This is a genomic window from Enterococcus plantarum (assembly GCF_001730295.1).
Classification (GTDB): Bacteria; Bacillota; Bacilli; order Lactobacillales; family Enterococcaceae; genus Enterococcus_L; species Enterococcus_L plantarum.
In genome coordinates, this window is sequence record NZ_MIKA01000019.1 from 1 (window position 1) to 21162 (window position 21162).

The window sequence follows — 21162 nt, forward strand, 5'->3', positions numbered from 1 at the left end:
ACAAATGAATCGTACGTTGAACCAACTGCGAATTCAAACGATGAACCGTTTGAAAAGTTCTGAACCAAAACAATACCGTCGTTTAAAACGCTATTGGAAGCTACTATTGAAAGATTCCGATAAGTTAGATATAAACTGTCGAGCTTATCAGCCCTTATTTAAACGACCATTAAGTCAACAAGATATTGTCGATGAACTGTTGCACTATGGATGATGTCCTACGAACAGGCTATGATACGGTTCAATATTTAAAATATGCTTTTTCTCATCGAGAACATACGCTCTTTTTTGAGTATCTTCAACAGCTAGATAATCAGCTACCACACTGGTTCAAAAAGAAATTACTCTTCTTTAACAAAGTCTTACTTTTCACAACAATAAAAAGCCTGATAAGAATGTTCTATCCTTACCAGACTTAGATTTCTATTCAGTTTTTTGTTCACAAACACAATTTGACGTAGAACCAATCTTGTTTATCCTCTGATATTTTTTTTTTAGAGTGTAGCTTTTTTCCTTTTCTATAATTGAAACTATAATATGCAATGAAAATGCTGAATATTACTATGACTTCAATTGCGATCATAAGGGGCTTGCCTGATACAAAAGCTATAGCACCCATAAATATGAAGGTTACAATAATAATTACTGCCAAGGCTATTTTATTTTGAAAGGCGTCTGTGAATTCCTCGTATATTCTCTCATAACGCCGGTTTCTTACATCTCTGATACTATATTTATAGATTTGTGTGTTGCTAATACTCTCTAATGGCAGAAAAATATAAATAATGTCGTTAGTTGTTGATGAACTATCGATAGTGCAGAGTACACGTTCTTTCTTGACTTTTTTTAGTATAATCAATTTCTGTTCTTGGCCATCAATTTCCATTTTAAAATAATGTTTCTGTTCAAAGTTAGTTTTCATGAAAGTTCTATATATACTATAAATAGTTCCCCAAAGAATTAGTAATAGTAAAAATAACATAATGAAAGTATAAAGCTCTGAATTTTTGTAATCCTTTAGCGAATCTTCTCTTGCTGCAGCAACAATTTTATCTTTGAATATAAGATAAAACACTTCGGTTGAAAGCATTATAAAGAGGCAAAAAGTCCAGAAGTAATCAAATATAATTTGTAAAGCTCTTTGCCAATTAGTTTGTAAAGACTTTTCAATACTAGTTTCTAATAGTCAATCGCATACGAGTTTAAAAAATGATGCAATGAAACTTACAGTAATAACGTTTTGCAAAGCAATACCTGATACTTTGAATATTTATTCCACTATTAGATTCTCATTTTTATCTAATTATAAACTATTTAATACTATTTCTGCAACCCTATCTTCAATATCCACACTCAACACCAGTAACCTATACAACTCTGCAGCATCCGTCAAACTCTCAAATTCCCATCAAGCCGCACTATCATCGCTAACCAATCCTACTAGGTTGCCATCTAATATAATTATCTGATCCATATAAACCCCCCTTACGATAATATACGCAAGGAGGGAAGGAAAATATTTCTATTTGAAAATAGTTAGAATAAATTGTACTTTGGTTGAAACACTTATCTGTTTACATTATTCTTATAAAAAGGCAAAGTTTTAACATAGTATATGGCTGGTTGAGGTTTTATAAAGTAAATTGTTCTTTATTTTAAACACGGGAATTGGCGGTTGAAAAATTCACTAAATTATTGTAATTTGGTTGCAACGATACAATGCGGTTGTGAAAATCGGACGGAATTTGTATAATGTTGTAAATAATAAAAAAGCTACTGATTATCAGCAACTTTTCACATCTCGCAACGCCTATTTTGCTTTAATTTTGATTACTTAACATAAATCGATCTAATTCGGATGTTTGATAATATACGACGCCGCTTTCAATTGATTCGCAACGTTTCAAGCCTAATGACTCGTACTTTTTCAACATTGCTGCATCGATACCGTCATAATAATTTAGTGCATTTTTTTGTTTAATGAACCTCGGTTTATTCATCCGTGCCTCAGTTAGTTCAGTAAACTTGTCAAAATACTTTTCAAGTAGATTAAGTAACGAGTTTTCAAACCAGTTAGAAAAAACATTGCCCACGTTTGAATTGTTCATTGAACTTACTCCTTTCTTTTATCTAGCTACGTATAAGTTTATACAACTTAATAATAAGCAATAAATTTATCGTTGTAAATAGTTCATTTTCTATGTATAGCGCCCCACGCTAATGAGAATTGGTGAATACGATATTGAATACGATTCACATCCGATTGTTTGAAATCAGTTGATACAGTATATTTGTTATCTCCCTAAAAAGTATTAAATGACGTTAGATAAAAGTCTATGAATTACGATCGTCATTCATGGCGGAAGAAGAATAGAGTTTAAAAGATAGCTGAACCCTTGATGGATAAGAGTTCAGCTTTTTTTATAGATAATTTTAAATATTTATTATTGAAGGACGAATGAATGAAATCAAACCATTGTATCGCTAGTAATGTATTTGTTTTAGTTTAATTTAAAATCAATATCATTATAATCAACACATGGATTGTTGCCGATATGCATGCCTGAAGTATACCCAATTTTTATTTTTAAAGGAGCTACAGAATAGTTTACAAATTCAAAAAATTCAGTTCCATCACCTGAATATTTTGTCGTTTCAGATTCAAACTTAAGTATTAACTTTGTTTCGAGCAAAATGTTGTTTGGGCTATCTGATTTAGCAAAAGCCGAAGAAAAACCAACAGAAAAATTAAACTATGCTGTTGTACGCGCATTGCCACTTGTACAAGAAGCCGAACTTAAAGTAGGAGAGTATGTTGAGTTTAATGTTGGAGGATTTTTTAGTAATCAACTAGCTTCTAAATTTAAAGTGAAATTTAAAATTGAATCATGTGAACCTGAAACAATTGTTGTTGACAGATTTGGTTTATAAAATGGGCGTCATCAACGTTACAGTTCTTTTGCGGAATATGGCACGTATGGAACTATTGATTTTGTTATACCTGAGGATTTACCTAGAGGAGAGAACCTTATTGGAAAAGAAAGAATCAGAGTAATGAATGTATCTGCGACAACTCTTAAAATAAAAGTAGGATTAGCTTCTGGGATTCATGTAAAGTCGCAGGAAGTGGTAAATTATAATGATATAGATTTTAAAGGCTCTATAATATATTGTGTTGGTGGAAATCAAAAAAGCTGAACTCTTATCCATCAAGGGTTCAGCTATCTTTTAAACTCTATTCTTCTTCTTCCGCCATGAATGTATTGAAAACTTCTTCAATCATATCCCACTCAGCATCTGTTTCAATTTGTTGTAACTCGCCTTCTGTTCCTTCGTTGTTTTCAATGTAAGCATATGCTTGCAATTCAACGTCTTCTTCTTCTGGAACACCAGCTGGGTATAGAAGTACGTAATTTTTACCAAATTCTTCTTGTCCATCAACTGTTAAAAGAATTTCGTATAATGTTTCATTTCCTTGTTCATCAACTAAAGTGATGTGTTCATGTCCTTCATGATCGTGATCATGGTTATGCTCTTCTGCCATTATTTTGCTCTCCTTTTATCTTACACTTGCTTTATTACAAGTCGATTAAATTTTATTACTAGCACCGTCTAAATAGTTTTGTAAAATCATGACAGCAGCTACTTTATCTATTACTTTTTTTCTTTTTGCTCTGGATGTATTTGCTTGCTCAACTAACATCCGTTCTGCTTGAACCGTGGTCAAACGCTCATCTTGATACGTAACAGGAATCTGGAACATCTCTTCGATTGTCTTGCCGTAGGCCATTGATGCTTCGGCTCTAGGACCAATCGAATTATTCATATTTTTTGGTAAACCCACAACGAAGCGAGTTACTTCATATTCTTTGACTAATTCCGCTAAACGTTCAAAACCAAATTCTTCTTTCTCTTCATTGATTCGAATGATTTCCACGCCTTGAGCCGTCCAACCAAACGGATCGCTGACAGCAATTCCTACTGTCTTAGAGCCAACATCAAGTCCCATTACTCTCATCGAATAGTGATTCCATGATTAGATAAGTAATATTTAACCAGCTCTTCCATGATCTCATCTCGTTCATGACGACGAATCAAATTTCGAGCGTCTTGGTAACGAGGAATGTAGGCCGGGTCTCCAGAAAGCAAATAGCCCACAATCTGATTGATTGGATTGTATCCTTTTTCCTCTAAAGCCTTGTATACAGTAGCCAGAGTCTCACTTACTTCCTTCTTACGGCTGTCATCAAAATCAAAACGTACAGTTTCATCTGTAAAACCCATTTATCTACACCTCACTTCTATTCTATTCATACAGTTTCATTCTACTAAAAACAAGCAGAAACTACAAACAAAACTTAACATTTTCTGCTATATATTAAAGATTTTCTTTAAATTTGAGGAATTTAGCTGATTATAGGATAAATAAAGACATTTACCCTTTCATTTTCATTTGCCTATCTGATTGTATAACGGTATAAACAAAAAAATGACACCCAACGAAAAATCGTCGAGAGTCGTTTTATTCGTTATAGGTTTGCCATGAGTTTGACCATCAGCGCTTTTTGAGCGTGGAGACGATTCTCAGCTTCTTGGTAAATAGCAGAGTGGATTCCATCAATAATGTCGGCTGACACTTCCTCTCCTCTATGGGCTGGTAGACAATGTAAGAACAAGTAATCTTTTTTTGCTTGAACAGCTAATCGGTTATTGACCTGAAACGTTTTGAAAATTTCTTCTCGTTCCTTTTGCTCGGATTCATCTCCCATACTTGCCCAGACATCCGTTATTAAAACATCCGCATTTTTTGCCGCTTGTTCAGGGTCATGGGTAATGTGGATCTTACTACCACTTATTTCTGCATTCTTTTTGGCGACCTCTACAAATTCTGCTTTCGGTCCATACCCCTTAGGTGTTGCAATTGTAACATCCATTCCCACCAAACTTCCACCAATCAAAAATGAATGAGCCATATTATTTCCATCACCAATGTAAGTTAAGCGAATCCCTTCTAGCTTCCCTTTTTGTTCATAAATCGTTTGAAAATCAGCTAGTATTTGGCAAGGATGATGGTCATCTGTTAGGCCGTTAATAACCGGAATGGATGCTTCTGCTGCTAGTTCAGCTACCATTTTGTCTGAATAGGTTCGAATCATGATAGCATCGACATAACTAGATAATACGTTTGCTGTATCTTTGACAGGCTCACCTCTGCCCATTTGCGTGCTTTTAGAATCTAAAACAATCGCTTGACCACCAAGCTGAATGATTCCAGCTTCAAAAGAAACCCGCGTTCTTGTGCTGTTTTTTTCGAAGATCATCGCAATTATTTTTCCAGCTAAAATTCCCCGATAAGATTCTGGATTCGCTTTTATCGCTACAGCTAGTTCAATAGTTGATAGAAATTCTTCTTTAGTTAACTCTGTTAGATTTAAAATACTTTTACCGTACATGGTATTCATTCGTTATCGATCTCCTTTTTTGAAAGCAATGTTCGGGAGGCTAAATTGTTTAAAACATGTTCAATGATCATTAACCCTTCATCTATTTCTGTTTCTGTGACGGTTAATGGTGGTAATAAACGTAACACCGTTTGGCCGGCTTTTAATGCAAGTAATCCTTCTATTTCTAATTGATCTAAGATCACATTTAACGTCTCTTGATCCGAAAATTCAAGCCCAAGCATCAATCCTTTGCCACGAACCGCTTTGATCAGCTTATTTTTTTCTGCTAATTGATTTAAACCAGTAAATAGTTGTTGACTTCTATTCTGAACCTCTTGCAAGAAATCTGGGTGATTGATACGCTCAACAACTATACTGGCAACACTCATTGCTAAATTGTTTCCACCGAATGTTGACCCGTGACTACCAGGTCCAAAAAACGCTGCTAAATTAGCTTTACCAACCATTGCCCCAACAGGAATCCCATTCCCCAAGCCTTTCGCCAAAGTAAAAATGTCTGGCTCGATCTGATAATATCCATGTGCATAAAAATTACCTGTGCGGCCGATCCCAGTTTGAATTTCATCAATAATCAGTAAGACTCCATATTCTTTACAAAGAGACTGTACCGCTTGAATCCAAGACTCATCCGCTGGTAAGACACCGCCCTCTCCTTGAATCAATTCCAACATGACTGCAGCAGTGTGTGGATCGATTTCATTTTTTAATGGCTCGATTTCATTGAAGGGTAGATAAACAAAATCAGGAACTAACGGTTCAAAACCAGTATGAATACTATTTTGACCTGTCGCACTCATGGCACCGTATGTGCGACCATGAAATGAATTTATAAAAGTAATGATTTTACTTTTTCCAGTTGCTTTACGGGCTAATTTGATGGCTGCTTCATTCGCTTCTGCGCCACTATTACAAAAGTAGCTAACATATTCTTTTCCATTTGCTAACTTCTTAGCTACTTCTTCCTGTAGCTGATTCTCATATAAATTTGGTGTATGCCATAGTAGCTTGGATTGCTCGACTAATACTTGATTTAGTTTAGGATCATTATACCCTAAATTCGCAACGCCAATACCACTAGTAAAATCAAGATAATTTTTTCCAGATTGATCAGTCAGCCTATTTTTATCCCCTTTGATCAACGCCAACTCTTTTCTTTTGTAGTTTGGAAATAAATGGCTCATGCAACGACCTCCTTGGACTTGATAATAGTTCCAGCATGTTGAATTTGATTTGTGATATGAACTTCTTTAACGCCACCTTTAATTGCCGTTACTGCACTTTCTAATTTTGGGAGCATTCCGCCTTTGATGATTTTAGCTGTTTTAAGGTTAGCAATTTCGTTGGTAGAAAGTTCTTTTAGCCACTGGTTTTCTTTTTTCACACCTGGGACATCTGTTAATAAATACAATTTTTCAGCTTGTAGTTCTTCTGCTACTTTACAGGCTACATGATCTGCATTGATATTTAACCATTCGCCTTTTTTTGTCAATCCTAAAGGCGCAATGATTGGAATATGCTTGGTTGCAAGTAGATGCTCTAATAATTCCGTTTCTATTTGTTCAACTTTCCCAACTGATCCCAATGTATTTTTATCCAAGAATGTACCTGTAATAATTTGACCACAAGAAGCATTCAATCCAACGACCGAAAAGCCTTCTTGTTGAAAGTGACTGGTAATCGTCGGTTGTACCTGACCTATCAACACCATTTGGGTAATTTTCAATGTCTCTTCCGTTGTTACCCGCAGACCATCTTGCATCACTACTGGCACATTTAAGCGTTGCATCATATCAGAGATATAATGCCCACCGCCGTGAATGATCACAACTTTATTTCCATCTTTTTGCCATTGATCGACTTGCTCAAAAAATGATTTTGTTAAATTATCACTGGCTACTCCACCCATCTTGATAACAATGACTTTTTTCATAATTGCCGCTCCCCCTATTTTTTTAACCTTCATTTTATTTAGTACTCAATTTTTATGGATAAATCGGTAACAACTCTAGACCGCATTGCTCATCAAATCCTGCGTAAATATTTAAATTTTGGATTGCTTGTCCAGCTGCACCTTTCCCTAAATTATCAATCACTGTTACAATCGTGATCATGTTCATTTTGGGATTATAGGCAAGCCCAATATCACAATAATTCGAGCCAATTACTTGTTTAAGTACAGGATAATGACCGACCTCTTGAATCCGTATAAATGGCTTTTTTTCGAAATGTGTTTGATATATCTGAACTAACTTCTCGTCAGAAATCGGTTCTTTCAATTTAGCGTATGCCGTTAAGAAAATACCTCTAGTTACTGGAATCAACGAAGTTGAAAATTGAATTGCCGAAAGAGCTGGTGCCCATTTTTTTAACTGTTGGACAATTTCTGGAATGTGTTGATGGCGATTCATTTTATACAGAGACATATTGTCATGTGTTTCAGAAAAATGAGTTGTTTGAGATAGCCCTTTCCCTGCGCCTGAAACACCAGATTTGGCATCTATAACGATAGAATCCAAAATCAACCTATTCTCTTTTAATAATGGAGCCAAAGATAATTCTGCCGCCGTAGCATAACATCCAGGATTAGCGATCCATTTTGCTTGTGGCTTTTCTCGATATTCAGCCAAACCGTAATCAAATTTTTGGATACTCTCGATTGATGCTGCGCCAGCTCCATACCAAGTGTTATATTCCCCAACTTCTTTTAACCGAAAATCTCCTGATAAATCAATCACAGGAAAATCAGCTTCGATAAAAGGGATCGCTATCTCTTTTGATATCCCTGAAGGAGTTGCTAAAAAAACTAACTCACTTTTTCTCATAATATCATCTGGATCGATTTTTTCTAATGGTAAAGAAATAAGTTGCTTCAAATGAGGGATGATTTCCTCTAATGTTTTTTTATTCACTGAATGACTATGGATAGAACTTACTTCAACAAACGGATGTTGCTTAAGATATCGTAAAAGCTCTAACCCACTATACCCTGTCACACCAATAATTGAGACCTTCACTTGCTTCACATCTTTTCTTTTATTTTTTATCCAACAAGTACTGTTTTTCATATTATATGGGTTCCTGATAAACAAGTCAATGGTTTTTTATTAAATTATTGAATAAAATTAAATAATTATGCAAAAAAATGACGATGTATTCATTTTTTGTTGAATAAAAAAAGTCTGGAAAGTAGCTTTTTCAGCTTTTCTCCAGACTTTAAAAACCTTTTTGGCCTTCTTTTGTAGCATTATACAGAAAGATAAATCGCAATTGTTCCATCTGCTTTGTAGTGTTCTGCATCTGACAAATACGTACGCCTTTTTTCTAACGCTTCGTCTTTCCAAATCTTCTGCCAGGCTTCTCCTACACCCTTTGGACTGGACTCTTTTACAGGTATTGCCACGTACTGACCCGTAAAGATGATCGAACTTTCAGGAAAATTAGCTCTCTCACTTCCTATCAATAAATTATAATCTCCTTCGAAATTGCTTTCATAGTTTGAATAAACAGCAAAAAATTCTCCTTCTAACTGCATCTCTGGAACCTTATTCCATAAAGTAATGATTTCGTCTAAACGATGATTATTGGTGCGGATTTTCTTGCCTTTGATTATTTTTTCTGCTAATTGAATCGTCATTTCTTTCACTCCTCTACATTTGTAAAATGAGCGTAACACAAAAATGCTGACAACTGTCTGTCAACATTTCATTCAACTTTTAAAATTTCTATGCTGATCACAGATAGTACTGTACTGTGATAATGCCAATTAAAATAAGAATTCCTGGCAAATAATTGGATACTCTGATTTTACAGATACCAGTGATATTTAAACCAATTGCAAAAATCATCAAGCCACCAATCGCACTTATTTCCCCCATCAACAAATCTAGTAGCTCTTTTGGAATATACCGCATCAAAACACTGGCAGATACAGCAATCACCCCTTGATAAAGAAAAACAGGCACTGCAGAAAAAAGAACACCCACACCTAATGTAGCAGTCAGCATAATCGACATAAAACCGTCCATTACAGCTTTTGTAAACAATGTTTGATGGTTATTTGCGACACCACTTTCAATTGCCCCAATAATCCCCATCGAGCCAATTAGGAAAATGAGCGATGCAGTCACAAACCCCTCGGCAAAATTGCTACCGGGTTTTGCATAGCGTTTTTCTAGCTTCAAACCAAAATCGTTCATCTTATCCTCAATCCCTATCGCTTCACCCAACATTGCACCCAAACACAAGCTGATGATGATCACGATGAAAGAAGAAGTCTTAAAAGCCATTTGAATACCTAATACTAAAACGCCTAGACCAATCCCTTTCGTTACAGTATCTTTCATTTGTTCCGAAATATTACGTAAAACAGCACCAAGTATACTTCCAAAAACTATCGCTATCCCATTGACTAAAGATCCTAATAAAATCATTTTCTTTCATCCCAATCATTCTTTATTTCTACACATTTATTATTATACGATAAGAAAGGGAAAAGTGATATTATACTATCTAACTATTCTTACAATAGCGAGGCTTTTTTGTATTTGTGCAATCTGCTTGATAGAGAAGGATCTTTTTATCGTTCCATGCTATTTTTTCTAAGCAGAATCAACTATACTAATCATATAGAAGTGAATAGAACATAAAAGTGAGGAAAATAAATGGCAACGATAGACATAGAGAAAGTCTTAGAAACGTGTTTGCTAGCTGGGAAAATCATGCTAGAAAGTGATGCTGAAATGTATCGTGTAGAAGATACAATGAGCCGAATTGCTTTAGCATCAGGAGATTATCGCCTTGTTAGCTACGTCACCCAAACAGGCCTTTTCGTTGGGTTAGATGGCACATCAACCATTCGAATGGTCCAAATTTTAAATCGGTCGATCAATTTAGAGAAAGTATCTAGAATCAATCAACTTTCCAGAGAGTATGTTACTGGGCTTTATACGCTGGATGAACTTTTAGAACAACTAAAATGCTTAGAACAAGAACGAAAGTTTTTTCCTTTGTGGATAAGATTTGTTAGTGCGGCCGTTGTCAGTGGAACGATCATGATTTTATTTGGTGGCGTCTGGAATGACTTGCCTTTGACTTGCTTGATTGGAGGTTTTGGTTATATGCTTTATTACTCCAGCTTAAAAGTTTTGCGCATCAAATTTCTTTCTGAATTTTTAGCTGCTTTCTTTATCGGCTGTGCGGCTCTTTTTAGCAGTAAAATCGGGTTAGGTATCAATCAGGATATGATTATTATCGGTTGTGTCATGCCACTTGTTCCTGGAGTACAAATGACAAATGCCCTGCGTGACTTGCTTGCTGGCCATTATCTTTCAGGCGTTTCGAGAGGGACAGAGGCAATGATGACGGCTTCTATGATTGGTTTTGCGATTGCTTTCGTTTTTCAATTATTTTATTAAGCATCATCGTCATATAATGTTAAGAATTTGGAGGATCTTAAATGACCACTTTACTGGTTCAGTTTTCATTTAGTTTTTTAGCTTCGGCTGCTTATGCTATTATCACGAATGTACCTAGACGTTCTTTGATTGCTTGTGGTCTATCTGGGGCATCAGGTTGGATGTTTTATTGGTTTTCCACTCAACTAGGTGCTAATGCTGCTTTAGGCTCTTTATTGGGTGCCTTAAGTGTTGCTGCCGTTAGCTTTATTTGTTCACGAAAACTAAAATTACCTGTTACTATTTTTAATATCCCAGGCATGGTTCCTTTAGTTCCCGGAGGACTTGCTTATCAGGCCGTAAGGAATTTAGTTATTGGAAACTACGAAACGGCTGTTTATTCTAGTGTGCAAGCAATCATGATTGCAGGTGCAATTGCTTTAGGATTAGTTTTATCTGAGGTATTGAATCATAATATTCGCAACTTTAGAGAAAAACGTGAAATAGTCAGTTTGATCAGAAAAAAAGAAGAAAAGAAACAGTAGTATCAACTAGGAGGAATCAAAAATGATCAAAAAAATCGACACACTAACAGCTATTGAATTAGAAAATATATTAAAAATTTGGTTAACTGCTAATTGTGATGCACACCCTTTTATTCCAGAAGCATACTGGCAAGGTAATCTTGCGTTCGTAAGAGAACAACTGCCTCAAGCTGATCTTTATGTTTATTGTGAAAACAATGAAATTATTGCGTTTCTAGGGATGAATGCACATTATATTGCTGGAATTTTCGTGAAAAATGGCTATCGTAGTAGAGGCATCGGACAGAAGCTACTAAACGAAGCGAAACATGCTCACGATACGTTAAGCCTTTCCGTCTATGCCAAAAATCAGAATGCTGTGACATTTTATGAAAAACAAGGATTTAAACAACTGAATCAGCAAATAGACGAGCATAATGAGTTGGAGTATCAGCTTGTGTGGAAAAAATAAATTCCATATGGCTGGGATATAACTCTACGAGTCAAATCTCAGCCTTATGGAATCGGAATAAAAAGTGGTAGCAGAAGCAACTATACGCTTTGTTTCGATCACATCAAATTCTAAGTGCTAAAGCACAACAAGGAACAAATTGAGGTTACACAGTACCTACTTCGCTCTAGGAGTAAAATTCTGTCCCAACTCTTTTTAAAAAGAGCGATAGACATATTGGTTCTTCGGTTCTTCAACATGTTTGACCTTCGTGACATCCACCATCGGAATCTCTCGTTTAAATGGTGCATAATAACCAGAATGAATCGTTCCTGTCACTTCTACCCAGTCATTGTTTTTAAAAGTCTCTCCTTCTGGCATATGAGTCAGCAAACCAAATACTCCGGAATCAGCCACACAGTGAATAATGCCAAATCGGAAAACAAATATATTGGCCTCCTCGTTTTGTGAGGAATTAAACGCAAACCCCCTATACGTAATCGTTTTTCCGATAAACTCACTCGGATAATTATAAATCAGTTCCATCACTTCTAAATAATTTTCTTCTGTAACCGTCACTTTATCATCTTTGATGTAGTGTGTTAGAGCCTTTTCCATCTGTTTATTATAATCTGTTTTATCGAAATAGATGCTGGTATCTGGTTTTAAATATTGCGTTTGAACATCAGGATCACCGACAGATTCTTTACTCAACGGAAAATTGAACCCTTTCGCTTCAACGATCGACGTATCTAGACTAACCGTTGGGAACATAAAACCGACAACTAAAGGAAACGCTAGTAAAACATAAGCGATCCCTTTTTGATAGGGTTTATTTAGGCCATGGTCATGACAGTCTTCATGATGGTGGTGATGTTCTGTTTTTTTGTCCGCTTCTTTATTCCAAAGAATCAACTGAACCATTGCCAAAACGAAAGAAAGTAGCATCGATAAAATAGCTAAATAGCTGTAATGAACATTTATATATTGGTTCAATCTACCCGATACTTGTAAAAACAGCATCAACATCGTATAGCCAATTAAAATCAAAAATCGAATCATCTATTCTTCCCTCCTTAGATTGCAAGTGCATAAAGACTAACAACTACTGTTACAATGCCGACAAATTTTAACATAAAAGATGTCTTGAAATATCGTTTCATCATCAGTAAATTTTTAATATCTACCATTGGCCCAAAAACTAAAAACCCAACCACGGGTCCATTACCGAATAAACTCAATAACGATGAGCCAATAAATGCATCCGCCTCAGAACATAAAGACAACGTAGCGGCTAAAATCAGCATCACCAAAATAGCTAAAAGTTTGGTATGGCCTAATTGTAACATCGCTCCAGTCGGTAAATAAGTTTGCATCGCTGAAGCTAATAATGAACCGAAAATCAAATAACGTCCTGTATCAAAAAACTCATCAATGCCATGAGTCAAAACAGCCCAACATTTATGCCAAAACGATTCTTTATCCTGTTGATGTTCTTCTTCCTCTATCACACACGTCCCATCAAAGGAAGTCTCTTGTAGAATAGGTTCTTTATTGATATAAGCTAACCAAACACCCACGATAAGTGCCACCAACATACTACCAAGTACCCGCCAAATCACAAATTTCACTGAATTGCCAAAAGCGATATAGGTTGAAAAAAGAACGATTGGATTAATGATCGGTGCTGTGATCATAAAGGCAAACGCCGTATAAGTCGGCACATCTTTTTTTACAAATTGATGCACAATCGGGACGATCCCACATTCGCAAGAAGGGAAAAAGAAACCTAATACACTACCCACAATGATCGACAAAAATTTATTTTTAGGCAGTAATCGTTTCACTCGTTCTGGTGTTAAAAATACATGTAATGCGCCAGATATCACACAGCCAAGCATGACGAACGGTAACGCTTCGATTACGATCGATAAAAAAATAGTGCCCATTTGCAAAACTGAATGAGGTAAAAACTGAAACATCTAATTCCTCCTAGTGCTAAAAATAACGCCCGCAACTCTATTCTTTGCATCTGTTTTTTTAACATTCCAAAATATAGTTAACTATACTGCAGCTACGCCAAAAATTCAAGACACGGTAAAATTAATTAAAACTTCTATAATATATTCATTGCATAACAAAAAAGGTCGGATCTTTAGCATCTTGCAAATCACAACGCGTGTATGTTGTGATTTGCAAGAGCACATCGACCCTGACCAACTTTTCCTCACATGTTCTCTCTAGCTCTTAAATTGCAAATAATGCTGATGCTGATGCTGGATCTGTGTCATAAACATTAAAATCAACATTTACACCTAAACCTTTTTCAGCTAAAATCGACTCCATCGCCATCCTAGCATGCTCTTTGGTATTATTTTCCTTGCTCAAATGCCCTAGATAAATTCGTTTTGTATGAGCCCCGATCACATCTGCCATCGTTAATGCTCCATCATCGTTAGACAAGTGTCCCTTGTCTCCTAAAATTCGTTGTTTTAAACTCCAAGGATAAGGACCCATTCGTAAAATCTCTAACTCATGATTACTTTCAATCAGGTATGCATCTGCATCTTTGATTGTTCCACGAATATGATCACTACAATAACCTGTATCTGTCAGCATTACAAAAGAACGATTATTTTTGAAGAAACGATAAAACTGTGGAGCCGCTGCATCATGAGAAACACCAAAACTCTCGATGTCCATATCACCAAAAGTCAAAACTTTGCCCATATCAAAAATATGTTTTTGCTCAACTGCAACATTACCGATCAACGGATCCATTGCTGCCCACGTTTTTTCATTTGCATAGACATCTAATTTATATTTTCTAGCAAGAACTCCTACCCCATGAATATGATCTCGATGCTCATGTGTAACTAAAATAGCATCTAAATCTTCTGGTTTACGATCGACTTCAGCTAGTAAGGATGTAATCTTTTTTCCACTTAGCCCTGCATCTATAAGTAGCTTTTTCTTCTCTGTTTCGATAAAAAGGGAATTACCAGTGCTACCGCTAGCAAGTATACTGATATTAAAAGCTTTTTCCTGACTCATTTTTTCTTCGCTTCCCTTCTTTGGTCTACAGCTTCTTATTATACATCCTTCACTACTGATTTTCCACCTTTGGTACAGTATTATTTGTAATGATGGTATTGCTCATGGCATTCACCTGTTCAATCTGCAAATTACTGCCACTAGATTTGATGCCGACGAACCATACAGGAACATATACATTCTTCTCGCGAATCTTATAAATTCTCGTATACGCGAGCTTTCGAAATGTTATTTTAGCATTACTTGGAATTTTATTATTGATATACAAAGTTTCAATTGCATCACGTTCGGATGATAGATCCATCTTATCACGTAGTTCTTCGATTCCTTGGATATGGGTTTGCGTGTACTTATTAATTTTGTGCAATCCATCAGACTCATCTGATTTCTCCAATTTTAGTGAAATTTGAGCTGTATCATCCTTAAAAAGAATACTCTTGTAACTTTGAGAAACAATAATCTCGGGAAACTCACCTTGAAGAGTAGAAAATTCAGGTAAATAGCGGTACTGGCTACCATACAAAACGCTATTTTTATCATTTAAAAAAGCATCTAAGGATTTTTCAATATTCTTTTCATCAATAAAGTAACTGGTTTGAGCATAATTCATCTGAGGATACACTGTTAATGTGTTATCAGTCCATTCCACTCCGTTTTTAAAGAAATTTCGGTCTTTTGTTTCACGTTCCGCTTGGATAACATTATAAAAGTTTGTCTGTTCGCCACTTAAATAATATCCTTCCTTTTTTTCTCCTGAAAAAGTTCCTTTATAGGTAATCCCATCTTTGTCTAATCGCTTTTCAATACTATCTGTCTGATCTGAAAAAGACACATTGTTTTCTTCTTTTAAACCTTCTTGATAAATACCGAAGAGGAACATGTTCAGTCCTAAAAAGGCAAGGAAAAAAATCCATTCAATACGTTTGAAGTCCATTATTCCACCTCCAAATTCGCTAGTTTTTCCAACAATTCACGTTCTGAATACCATTTATTGTCGTAGCGAATGTACCATTCTGGAGTAAGATCGACCACTTGCGTTATTTCTTCGATTTTGTGCCAAGTATAGCCAATCATCATTGAGTTGATTTTTTCCTGATTCGCTCCATTGATTATTAGTTGTTCTAATAAGCTTTCAGTACTTTTTAACACAACCTCTTCTTCGGAAGGAATCGGTACTTGAATTGTATCAACACTTGTTTCGATTACGACACTTGATTTTTCAGATTTATCATTTCCAATTGTGATTCGCACTTGACCTTTATCATTTTCACTAAAAACTGGAAATCCTTCTACAAATGTACGATAATTAATCTCTGTATCCGTCCGATCAAAATAGCGGATATTTCCCATATTTGTTCCTAATTTTTTTATATACTTAAAACTATCGGAATAAATATTGTCTTTAGCCTTCCTGGCTTCTATATCACCGTTGAAACGAATCGTTCCTAGTTTTTCGTCTACCGTCAATCGTTCACTGCCGCTTGTGTAGGATAGATCTTTACTATCTTCATTTGTTTGGATAGTATCGGTGTTAGAGAAAAAGGCATTTCTAAATTTTGTTACAGGTTGGGAGGCTAAAATATAACTATATTTTTTCATTTTTTGGTCTTCAGACAAATAATAATGTTTTCCTGCAACTGCCTGCTGTTCTGAAATTTGATTATATTGTACGCCAACTTTATTCATTAAATTTAACACTTTTTCGTTATCTATCGTAATCGGCGCTTCATAAACATCTTTGCGATTGAAATCTAAAAATCGAATCTTGTGTTGTGTTAAATCCACTTGAATACAAGTAAAATAAATTTGATCCGCACTGAGATCAGTTAATTGAAGAGTTAAATTATAGACAGATATATATTCACTTAATAAGAAAGTGCCTTCATAAAGCAATTCAAATCCTTGCTCCATTGATAGATATTTTTCAAACTGTTCAGAATCTCCAGCAACAGTTTGAGCCAAACTTCCAAATGAACTATGCTTAATTTCGTTTTGAATATTTGTGATTAAATTTTCACTCGTATTCATTTCTGAATTCCCATTCTGCATGCGAATTAAATGTAACGGTAAAAATACATCTGTATCTACTCGTTCATTCACGACAGTTGTCGCAGGTTGAGGATCATTTTTGATTGGTTGTTCTTTTTTTGAAGAGCTAAGCCAAATACTAACCGAAAAATAGACACTCAGCAACACCAAAAATATCAAACCGATTCGCACAATTTTTTCTGTTAATTTCATTCCCACCAATCCTCCTCATAAGGTTCATAAGGCAAGGATATATAAAAGGTAGAGCCTTTTCCTTCTTGACTTTCAACCCAAATTGTACCATTGTGTGCTTTCACTACTTCTCTTGAAATAGCCAAACCTAATCCAGTTCCGCCTTGTTCTCTCGCGCGTGCTTTATCTACACGATAGAAACGTTCAAAGACTTTGTTGACATCTTTTTTAGGGATTCCTAACCCTTGGTCGGTTACACTGAAAACAACGTTATTATGCGTTTCAAGCAGACGACATGTGATTTCTCCGCCATCAGGTGAGTATTTGATGGCATTATTTAAAATATTATCCAGGACCTGAATCACTTTGTCTGTATCTAATTCCACCCACAAATCGCGTTTAGTAAACTCACGATGAATCGTATAATTTTTATCATTCGATTCGACCATCATATCAAAACGGTCTAAAACAAAATTGATCAATTCATTAAAATTCACATACTCTAACTGTAATTCTCCGTTACCTGAGTCCATTCTTGAAAGATTTAATAAATCATTGATCATTCGAATCATTCGATCCGTTTCTTCTAGCGTCACTTTTAGAAAATTAGGTGCAATTTCTGGATTCTCCCAAGCGCCTTCGCTTAAGGCTTCAATATAGCTGCGCATACTTGTTAAGGGTGTGCGTAGCTCATGCGAAACGTTCGACACGAATTCTCGACGTTCCCGTTCATTTTTTTCTTGTTCTGTTACGTCATGAAGTACACAAACGAGTCCAGTAATAAAACCAGATTCTCGACGGATCATTGCAAAATCAACGCGGATGATCATCTGATCTTCTTCCATAGAGGAAGATGAACGATCGATCAAAATTTCTTCTGGCTCTTCCAACAATTTACGTAATGTGTAATCAGTCTCTATGTCTAGTAGCTCCAATAAAGAAGAGCCAATCACGTCTTCATCTTTTACATTCAGTAAAGAAAGTGCCATTTCATTGATTGTAATAACTTTACCACGTCTATCTGTCGCAATAACTCCGTCTGTCATATGAGCCAAGACACTGTCTAAACGGTTTCGTTCTGCTTCCATTGTTTCTTGTGCTTCTTCGATTCGTTCAGAAAGTTGATTAAATGTCTCAGCCAGTTGGCCTAATTCATCTTTTCCATAAACTTGGACTTTTCCAGTATAATCACCTTTAGCAATTCGTAAGGCTTGTTCCCTCATTTCACCGATAGGCTGAGTAATTGATCTTGCAATTAAAATCGTCACAATAATTGAAATTGCTCCTGCTATTAGTGACGCAGTAAAAAAGATCCGAGCTGTATCTGTGATCTCTTGGTATTTACCTTCTATATTGCTTTTAACATAAAGAACCCCGATGACTGTGTCGCCAGTCGGGGATTGGATAGGCTGAACATTGATGTATACGCGTTTATCGTTATCAATAGCTGAATATTTTTTTGCACTGAAATCATTCAAGTCACGATAATCATTTTTCTTACCGACAATTCCTTGACGATTTAAATCGCTTGTCGCTCTTACAATTCCTTTGTCATCAACGACTCGAGCTTCAATCGTCTCTGATGCTGAAAAATCAGTCAATGTTTTTTTCAAATTAGCATCGATCTCTGTTCGATCACGCTCTTTTTCACCTAATTTTGGACTAAGTGTGCTAGCTAATTGGATTACCTGTCGATCAACATTTTGTTTATAATCATTAATCGTTGTCGATTCCAGTTCACGGATGAAATATCCACCGATAATTTGAATCGCAATCAATAATAATAGAATAAATGATAATGCAATCTTAAAATTGACCGATTGAAAGAAGTGAACTTTTTTTTTCATAAATCACTACTCCTGTTCAGGATTTCGTAGATAATACCCAACACCACGACGCGTAACTAAATAAGTTGGGTGACTTGGACTGTCTTCGATTTTCTCTCTTAGACGACGAACTGTTACATCCACTGTACGAACATCTCCGAAATAATCGTATCCCCAAACCGTTTGAAGTAAATGTTCACGAGTCATTACTTGACCGATATGTTTTGCTAAATAATAAAGTAATTCAAACTCACGATGTGTTAGTTCGATTTTACTGCCACGTTTTGATACCATATAAGCATCTGGATGGATCGTTAGGTCTCCAATCGTAAGTTCCGATTGCGTAGTAGATTCTGCTTCTTTGGCACTTGTTGCACCACGGCGTAGGTTGGCTTTAACCCGTGCTACAAGTTCTCGATTAGAAAATGGTTTAGTCACATAATCATCGGCACCCAATTCCAAACCTAACACTTTGTCAATCTCAGAATCTTTAGCAGTCACCATAATAATCGGCATGTCATAGGTTTTACGAACTTCCCTCGCTACTTCAAGTCCATCCATTTTCGGTAACATCAAGTCTAGGATAATCAAATCAGGTTCTACTTCTTTGACCTTTTCAACGGCTTCTTCGCCATCATAAGCTGTAAAAACTTCATATCCTTCTTTAGTAAGGTTGTATTTCACAATTTCCGAAATCGGCTTTTCATCATCTACAACTAATATTTTTTTCATATAAGAGGCACCTCTTTTTTTCTTTTGTCTTTTCATAGTCTAACCATATTCTCTCTTATTATACCTTATTTTGTCCACTGTTTCATCTTTGAGTAAAAATCCTTACTCTTTCCTATCTATATCTTGCAAAAAAAAAGGCTTTCTGACTATAATTAGACATACGGTTTTAGAAGGAAGCGATAAAAATGAAAGCACCACGATTACAATCAGGAGATGAAATCCGCGTTATTGCACCAGCAGGTAGTCTGTTTAGTTTGACGGAATTGACTATTAAATCCGCTGAAAAAAAATTGACCGCTTTAGGATTTAACATTACATTTTCTGAACATGCGACTGAACACGATATTCTTGGCTCTTCTTCAATTATGAGCAGAGTCAAAGATCTGCATGCCGCATTTGCGGATGAAAATGTCAAAGGAATTTTAACAGCAATCGGCGGTTTTAATAGTAATGAATTACTGCCTTACCTTGATTTTGATTTGATCAAACGTCATCCAAAAGTATTTTGCGGTTATAGCGATATCACAGCTTTGTGTAATGCGATTACGGCTAAGACAGAGTTACTGACATACGTTGGTCCACATTTTTCTAGTTTCCAAATGGATGAATTACAAGAATATCAAACCGAAACTTTTTTACATGCCACGACGGATGAAAAAGCGTTTGTTGTGTCTGCTTCTGAAACATGGAGCCAAGACGAATGGTACTTACCCAATCCAAAACGAAGAGTATTTGCGAATAATTGGAAAGTTTACAATCCTGCTGAACCTGTCACTGGGACTTGTTATGGTGGTCATTTAAATACCTTTCAGTTGCTATTTGGTACGTCTTTTCAACCAAATTTAGAACGTTCTATTTTATTTATCGAAAATGCAGAGGAAGACGATTATCATGATTTTGCTCGTGGTTTGGCTGCTCTACTTCAAATAGTAAAGCATCCACAAGCATTACTAATCGGTCGTTTCCCTAAACAAACAAAAATGACAGAAGAACGACTTTTAGCAATTTTATCAAAATATCCTCTATTACGAGAAATTCCTGTGATTTATGACATGAATTTTGGCCATACTCAACCTATTTTTACGATTCCAATTGGAGATCAAGCATCAGTTGATACGTCACAGAAACAAATTACTTTTTTCTAAAAAACTCTATTGGGATAATACTTCGCTTCCAGCAAAAATTGTTAGACCTATGCTTCTCGCTTAGTTTACTAATATAACAGTTAATGAAATACCTAATAAATGAATCATTGTTAAAGTTAAACCAATCACGATTCCTACAAGTTTTTTCATTGCTTTTTTAATCCCCCTCATTCTTCTGTTGTTTCAAAACCGAGTATCACAATAAAAGTAAGATGACAACCAAAAAGTACCCTCTTAAGGGTTCTTGATAAAAAAGGCTCTATAATATATTGTGTTGGTGGAAATCAAAAAAGATTTTCTACCAGCACTTTTTTGAGCATTTAAATACAAAAAAGGAACAACTAACTGATAA

General features: G+C 35.7%; 22 protein-coding genes and 2 pseudogenes. 6 read left to right on the forward strand and 18 right to left on the reverse strand.

Features of this window, described 5'->3' with window-relative positions; genetic code table 11:
• Positions 1–214 (forward strand): annotated as a pseudogene (locus BCR22_RS15415) (ISL3 family transposase); the annotation flags it as partial.
• A 1606-nt stretch (positions 215–1820) separates the two neighbouring features.
• On the opposite strand, the gene BCR22_RS07985 reads toward BCR22_RS15415, so the two are convergent.
• Entirely contained in the window at positions 1821–2108 is a 288-nt protein-coding gene (locus BCR22_RS07985) for a hypothetical protein (protein ID WP_069654416.1), read from the reverse strand.
• Between the two features lie 586 nt (positions 2109–2694).
• Here BCR22_RS07985 and BCR22_RS07990 point away from each other — a divergent pair.
• Positions 2695–2931 (forward strand): hypothetical protein, encoded by a 237-nt coding sequence (locus tag BCR22_RS07990; RefSeq protein ID WP_069654417.1) that lies wholly within the window; start codon positions 2695–2697, stop codon positions 2929–2931.
• A gap of 304 nt (positions 2932–3235) precedes the next feature.
• Here the strand turns inward: BCR22_RS07990 and BCR22_RS07995 are convergent, their stop codons facing one another.
• The 9 genes from BCR22_RS07995 to BCR22_RS08035 all read right to left on the reverse strand — a co-directional run bounded on the left by BCR22_RS07995 (position 3236) and on the right by BCR22_RS08035 (position 9895).
• The gene (locus BCR22_RS07995; protein ID WP_010760984.1) at positions 3236–3544 is read right to left on the reverse strand and encodes a DUF1292 domain-containing protein; all 309 of its coding nucleotides are present in this window, start codon (positions 3542–3544) and stop codon (positions 3236–3238) included.
• 45 nt (positions 3545–3589) lie between these two features.
• Positions 3590–4018, reverse strand: a complete 429-nt coding sequence (ruvX, locus tag BCR22_RS08000; RefSeq protein WP_069654418.1) for a Holliday junction resolvase RuvX — start codon at positions 4016–4018, stop codon at positions 3590–3592.
• A complete protein-coding gene (locus tag BCR22_RS08005) occupies positions 4015–4284 on the reverse strand; it encodes an IreB family regulatory phosphoprotein (RefSeq protein WP_069634732.1) in 270 nt (89 codons plus the stop codon). The genes ruvX and BCR22_RS08005 overlap by 4 nt, the downstream gene beginning before the upstream one ends.
• A gap of 245 nt (positions 4285–4529) precedes the next feature.
• Positions 4530–5462, reverse strand: a complete 933-nt coding sequence (gene argF / locus BCR22_RS08010) for an ornithine carbamoyltransferase (protein ID WP_069654419.1) — start codon at positions 5460–5462, stop codon at positions 4530–4532.
• On the reverse strand, positions 5459–6646 hold the full coding sequence (locus BCR22_RS08015; protein ID WP_069654420.1) for an acetylornithine transaminase: 1188 nt from the start codon (positions 6644–6646) through the stop codon (positions 5459–5461). Before BCR22_RS08015 ends, argF begins: the two co-directional genes overlap by 4 nt.
• Entirely contained in the window at positions 6643–7395 is a 753-nt protein-coding gene (gene argB / locus BCR22_RS08020) for an acetylglutamate kinase (RefSeq protein ID WP_069654421.1), read from the reverse strand. Before argB ends, BCR22_RS08015 begins: the two co-directional genes overlap by 4 nt.
• A 52-nt stretch (positions 7396–7447) precedes the next feature.
• Complete coding sequence (gene argC / locus BCR22_RS08025; RefSeq protein WP_069654434.1) at positions 7448–8479, reverse strand: N-acetyl-gamma-glutamyl-phosphate reductase; 1032 nt, start codon at positions 8477–8479, stop codon at positions 7448–7450.
• A gap of 230 nt (positions 8480–8709) precedes the next feature.
• Positions 8710–9099: an effector binding domain-containing protein gene (locus tag BCR22_RS08030; protein WP_069654422.1), complete on the reverse strand. Its 390-nt coding sequence runs from the start codon at positions 9097–9099 to the stop codon at positions 8710–8712.
• Positions 9100–9196: 97 nt separating this feature from the next.
• A complete protein-coding gene (locus tag BCR22_RS08035) occupies positions 9197–9895 on the reverse strand; it encodes a DUF554 domain-containing protein (RefSeq protein WP_069654423.1) in 699 nt (232 codons plus the stop codon).
• Between the two features lie 231 nt (positions 9896–10126).
• On the opposite strand from BCR22_RS08035, the gene BCR22_RS08040 reads away from it, so the two are divergent.
• Genes BCR22_RS08040 through BCR22_RS08050 form a run of 3 tightly spaced genes read left to right on the forward strand, consistent with a single transcriptional unit; the run spans position 10127 to position 11854 of the window.
• A complete protein-coding gene (locus BCR22_RS08040) occupies positions 10127–10879 on the forward strand; it encodes a threonine/serine exporter family protein (RefSeq protein WP_069654424.1) in 753 nt (250 codons plus the stop codon).
• A gap of 41 nt (positions 10880–10920) precedes the next feature.
• The gene (locus BCR22_RS08045) at positions 10921–11403 is read left to right on the forward strand and encodes a threonine/serine exporter family protein (RefSeq protein WP_069654425.1); all 483 of its coding nucleotides are present in this window, start codon (positions 10921–10923) and stop codon (positions 11401–11403) included.
• Between the two features lie 22 nt (positions 11404–11425).
• Positions 11426–11854: a GNAT family N-acetyltransferase gene (locus BCR22_RS08050; RefSeq protein WP_069654426.1), complete on the forward strand. Its 429-nt coding sequence runs from the start codon at positions 11426–11428 to the stop codon at positions 11852–11854.
• Positions 11855–12049: 195 nt separating this feature from the next.
• Here the strand turns inward: BCR22_RS08050 and BCR22_RS08055 are convergent, their stop codons facing one another.
• The 7 genes from BCR22_RS08055 to yycF all read right to left on the reverse strand — a co-directional run bounded on the left by BCR22_RS08055 (position 12050) and on the right by yycF (position 19665).
• Positions 12050–12895 (reverse strand): TIGR03943 family putative permease subunit, encoded by an 846-nt coding sequence (locus tag BCR22_RS08055; protein WP_069654427.1) that lies wholly within the window; start codon positions 12893–12895, stop codon positions 12050–12052.
• 14 nt (positions 12896–12909) lie between these two features.
• Complete coding sequence (locus tag BCR22_RS08060; RefSeq protein ID WP_069654428.1) at positions 12910–13815, reverse strand: permease; 906 nt, start codon at positions 13813–13815, stop codon at positions 12910–12912.
• 265 nt (positions 13816–14080) lie between these two features.
• A complete protein-coding gene (locus tag BCR22_RS08065; RefSeq protein WP_069654429.1) occupies positions 14081–14887 on the reverse strand; it encodes an MBL fold metallo-hydrolase in 807 nt (268 codons plus the stop codon).
• Between the two features lie 52 nt (positions 14888–14939).
• Positions 14940–15821: a two-component system regulatory protein YycI gene (locus BCR22_RS08070; RefSeq protein ID WP_069654430.1), complete on the reverse strand. Its 882-nt coding sequence runs from the start codon at positions 15819–15821 to the stop codon at positions 14940–14942.
• Entirely contained in the window at positions 15821–17128 is a 1308-nt protein-coding gene (locus BCR22_RS08075) for a YycH family regulatory protein (protein WP_069654431.1), read from the reverse strand. Before BCR22_RS08075 ends, BCR22_RS08070 begins: the two co-directional genes overlap by 1 nt.
• The gene (gene walK, locus BCR22_RS08080; protein ID WP_069654432.1) at positions 17125–18954 is read right to left on the reverse strand and encodes a cell wall metabolism sensor histidine kinase WalK; all 1830 of its coding nucleotides are present in this window, start codon (positions 18952–18954) and stop codon (positions 17125–17127) included. The genes BCR22_RS08075 and walK overlap by 4 nt, the downstream gene beginning before the upstream one ends.
• A gap of 6 nt (positions 18955–18960) precedes the next feature.
• Positions 18961–19665: a response regulator YycF gene (yycF, locus tag BCR22_RS08085; protein WP_010764627.1), complete on the reverse strand. Its 705-nt coding sequence runs from the start codon at positions 19663–19665 to the stop codon at positions 18961–18963.
• 185 nt (positions 19666–19850) lie between these two features.
• Here yycF and BCR22_RS08090 point away from each other — a divergent pair, with 185 nt between their 5' ends.
• Positions 19851–20810: a S66 family peptidase gene (locus tag BCR22_RS08090; RefSeq protein ID WP_069654433.1), complete on the forward strand. Its 960-nt coding sequence runs from the start codon at positions 19851–19853 to the stop codon at positions 20808–20810.
• A gap of 63 nt (positions 20811–20873) precedes the next feature.
• On the opposite strand, the pseudogene BCR22_RS15245 reads toward BCR22_RS08090, so the two are convergent.
• A pseudogene (locus BCR22_RS15245) lies at positions 20874–20969 on the reverse strand (aquaporin); the annotation flags it as partial.
• Positions 20970–21162 lie beyond the last annotated feature (193 nt).

Coding starts and splice junctions, on each gene's coding strand:
- argB (WP_069654421.1), bottom strand. CDS start 7,395: ATGAAAAAAGTCATTGTTATCAAGATGGGTGGAGTAGCCAGTGATAAT.
- BCR22_RS07995 (WP_010760984.1), bottom strand. CDS start 3,544: ATGGCAGAAGAGCATAACCATGATCACGATCATGAAGGACATGAACAC.
- BCR22_RS08035 (WP_069654423.1), bottom strand. CDS start 9,895: ATGATTTTATTAGGATCTTTAGTCAATGGGATAGCGATAGTTTTTGGA.
- BCR22_RS08040 (WP_069654424.1), top strand. CDS start 10,127: ATGGCAACGATAGACATAGAGAAAGTCTTAGAAACGTGTTTGCTAGCT.
- BCR22_RS08015 (WP_069654420.1), bottom strand. CDS start 6,646: ATGAGCCATTTATTTCCAAACTACAAAAGAAAAGAGTTGGCGTTGATC.
- yycF (WP_010764627.1), bottom strand. CDS start 19,665: ATGAAAAAAATATTAGTTGTAGATGATGAAAAGCCGATTTCGGAAATT.
- BCR22_RS08075 (WP_069654431.1), bottom strand. CDS start 17,128: ATGAAATTAACAGAAAAAATTGTGCGAATCGGTTTGATATTTTTGGTG.
- BCR22_RS08005 (WP_069634732.1), bottom strand. CDS start 4,284: ATGGGTTTTACAGATGAAACTGTACGTTTTGATTTTGATGACAGCCGT.
- BCR22_RS08060 (WP_069654428.1), bottom strand. CDS start 13,815: ATGTTTCAGTTTTTACCTCATTCAGTTTTGCAAATGGGCACTATTTTT.
- argF (WP_069654419.1), bottom strand. CDS start 5,462: ATGAATACCATGTACGGTAAAAGTATTTTAAATCTAACAGAGTTAACT.
- ruvX (WP_069654418.1), bottom strand. CDS start 4,018: ATGAGAGTAATGGGACTTGATGTTGGCTCTAAGACAGTAGGAATTGCT.
- BCR22_RS07985 (WP_069654416.1), bottom strand. CDS start 2,108: ATGAACAATTCAAACGTGGGCAATGTTTTTTCTAACTGGTTTGAAAAC.
- BCR22_RS08045 (WP_069654425.1), top strand. CDS start 10,921: ATGACCACTTTACTGGTTCAGTTTTCATTTAGTTTTTTAGCTTCGGCT.
- BCR22_RS08065 (WP_069654429.1), bottom strand. CDS start 14,887: ATGAGTCAGGAAAAAGCTTTTAATATCAGTATACTTGCTAGCGGTAGC.
- BCR22_RS08090 (WP_069654433.1), top strand. CDS start 19,851: ATGAAAGCACCACGATTACAATCAGGAGATGAAATCCGCGTTATTGCA.
- BCR22_RS07990 (WP_069654417.1), top strand. CDS start 2,695: ATGTTGTTTGGGCTATCTGATTTAGCAAAAGCCGAAGAAAAACCAACA.
- BCR22_RS08055 (WP_069654427.1), bottom strand. CDS start 12,895: ATGATTCGATTTTTGATTTTAATTGGCTATACGATGTTGATGCTGTTT.
- BCR22_RS08050 (WP_069654426.1), top strand. CDS start 11,426: ATGATCAAAAAAATCGACACACTAACAGCTATTGAATTAGAAAATATA.
- BCR22_RS08030 (WP_069654422.1), bottom strand. CDS start 9,099: ATGACGATTCAATTAGCAGAAAAAATAATCAAAGGCAAGAAAATCCGC.
- BCR22_RS08070 (WP_069654430.1), bottom strand. CDS start 15,821: ATGGACTTCAAACGTATTGAATGGATTTTTTTCCTTGCCTTTTTAGGA.
- walK (WP_069654432.1), bottom strand. CDS start 18,954: ATGAAAAAAAAAGTTCACTTCTTTCAATCGGTCAATTTTAAGATTGCA.